This window comes from Enterobacter cloacae complex sp. S3, from assembly GCF_014930495.1.
Lineage (GTDB): Bacteria > Pseudomonadota > Gammaproteobacteria > Enterobacterales > Enterobacteriaceae > Enterobacter > Enterobacter asburiae_B.
In genome coordinates this window covers 1-2,083 of the sequence record NZ_JADBRD010000074.1, presented here as the reverse complement: position 1 = coordinate 2,083, position 2,083 = coordinate 1, and the positions used below count along the sequence as shown (strand labels likewise).

2 protein-coding genes are annotated in these 2,083 nt (G+C 51.7%); both read left to right on the top strand.

Annotated features, from left to right (window positions below; genetic code table 11):
• A partial coding sequence (locus IM317_RS23280; RefSeq protein WP_193362541.1) for an IS3 family transposase occupies positions 1-468 on the top strand: 468 nt, incomplete at its 5' end.
• Positions 469-819: 351 nt separating this feature from the next.
• A complete protein-coding gene (locus tag IM317_RS23275) occupies positions 820-1,953 on the top strand; it encodes a glutathione-independent formaldehyde dehydrogenase (protein ID WP_017384068.1) in 1,134 nt (377 codons plus the stop codon).
• The last annotated feature ends 130 nt before the right edge of the window (positions 1,954-2,083 follow it).

The following is a 2,083-nucleotide window of genomic DNA, read 5'->3' as shown; positions in this document are numbered from 1 at the left end:
GCCCTGCCTCTTACTCTACTCCGCACCTGGCAGGGCTGGCTGTATCTGGCGGTGGTTATCGATCTCTTCGCCCGTAATGTGGTCGGCTGGTCGATGAAGCCCACTCTCTCACGCGAACTGGCACTCGACGCGCTGATGATGGCCGTCTGGCGGCGAAAACCGGACGGCGAGGTCATCGTGCACTCAGACCAGGGCAGCCAGTACGGCAGTGACGACTGGCAGCGCTTCTGCCGGGCTAATAACCTGGCCCCGAGCATGAGCAGGCGTGGCAACTGCTGGGATAATGCGGTGGCCGAATCGTTCTTCAGTTCGCTGAAAAAAGAGCGGATCAGAAAACGCATCTATAAAACCCGGGATCTGGCCCGGGCCGATATCTTCGATTACATTGAAGTGTTCTACAACCGGGCCCGGCGCCACAGTCACCTCGGCGGCCTCAGTCCGGAGGCCTTCGAACAGGCCTCATCGTGAGGACAGAATTTGTCTACGGGCGTGGGGTCAGTCCACTAGGGTTACCTAATTCACCTATGTCTACTTCTGGCACAATGCAGAAATGAGATAGATTTACTTTATCCGCTTCTCGCTCAAAGCTGTCCGTAATCCCCTGCCTGCTTAAAAAAACCGGATTAACGTGTGATGTTTTTACGTTTTCCAGGCAGCCTTCATCGGTAAGTACCTGTCTTACAGACTTCAATGCACTTAGTTAAGAAACATCCTAATCGTCCTTTCGCCGATCGCGAGATCTGTTATGGCAGCTAAACTCGATTGATACCCCAATCCGCCGGGCAGCATTTCCTTTCCGCACGCAAGAAGGAGAAGATCATGAAAGCAGTAATTTACAACGGTCCTTATGATGTAAAAGTAAAAGACGTACCGGATGCGAAAATTGTCCGCCCCACGGATGTACTCGTCCGCATCACCACCACCAACATTTGTGGGTCGGACTTGCACATGTATGAGGGCCGGACCAGCTTTGAACAGGGACGGATTCTGGGTCACGAAAACCTGGGTGAAGTGGTCGAAATTGGCTCAGGCGTTGAACGTATTAAGGTGGGCGACTATGTTTGTCTGCCGTTTAACGTGGGATGTGGTTTTTGCGAAAACTGTGAAAAAGGTCTGACCGGCTTTTGTCTCACTACCAATCCGGGTTCGGCAGGCGCAGCTTATGGTTTTGCTGAAATGGGTCCCTGGGAGGGGGGGCAGGCGGAACTGCTTCGGGTGCCATTTGCCGACTTTAACTGCCTTGTTCTTCCCCCTGATGCGGCAGAAAAAGAAGATGATTATGTGATGCTCTCTGACATTTTTCCTACCGGCTGGCATGCAACAGAACTTGCCGGATTGAAGCCTGGTGAAAGCGTGGCCATTTATGGCGCGGGGCCGGTCGGTTTGATGGCAGCTCATTCGGCGATCATTAAAGGTGCTTCACAGGTGTTTGTGGTTGATACGCACACAGACCGGTTGGCTCTGGCTGAAAAAATGGGGGCGACGGGCATCAATGCTACTGGCGATGAAGCTGTACAAAAAATTCTCGACCTGACGGATGGACGCGGTACGGATTGTGGCTGCGAATGTGTTGGCTATCAGTGCTGTAACAAACATGGCCATGAAGATAACTCTGTCACCATGAACAGTCTTGTTGCGTCGACGAAAGCAACCGGGGGAATTGGTGTGGTTGGCGTCTTTATTCCTCAGGATCCGGGGGCTGAATCGGAGCTTGCCAGAGAGGGTAAGATGCCATTTGATTTTGGGAGTTTCTGGTTTAAAGGACAGGCAATCCGTACCGGCCAGGCGAACGTTAAGGCCTATAACCGTCAGCTGTCTCGCCTCATCCATCACGATAAAGCCAGTCCGGGCAAAATAATTTCTCATCGTCTTTCGCTTGAAGAGGCTCCTGCCGGATATAAGCACTTCGATGAGCGGGATGAAGGATGGACGAAGGTTATCCTTAAGCCTTAAATAGAGTTATCCGGTATGAGAAAGCAAAAACCGGGAAAGAATGTATGACTTTTGACAGGGTGCAATAAAATATCCTGTCAGGGCGTTATTATTCATACTTTCAGCTGCCAGGTGATGCTGCCAACTTACT

Coding starts and splice junctions, on each gene's coding strand:
- IM317_RS23275 (WP_017384068.1), top strand. CDS start 820: ATGAAAGCAGTAATTTACAACGGTCCTTATGATGTAAAAGTAAAAGAC.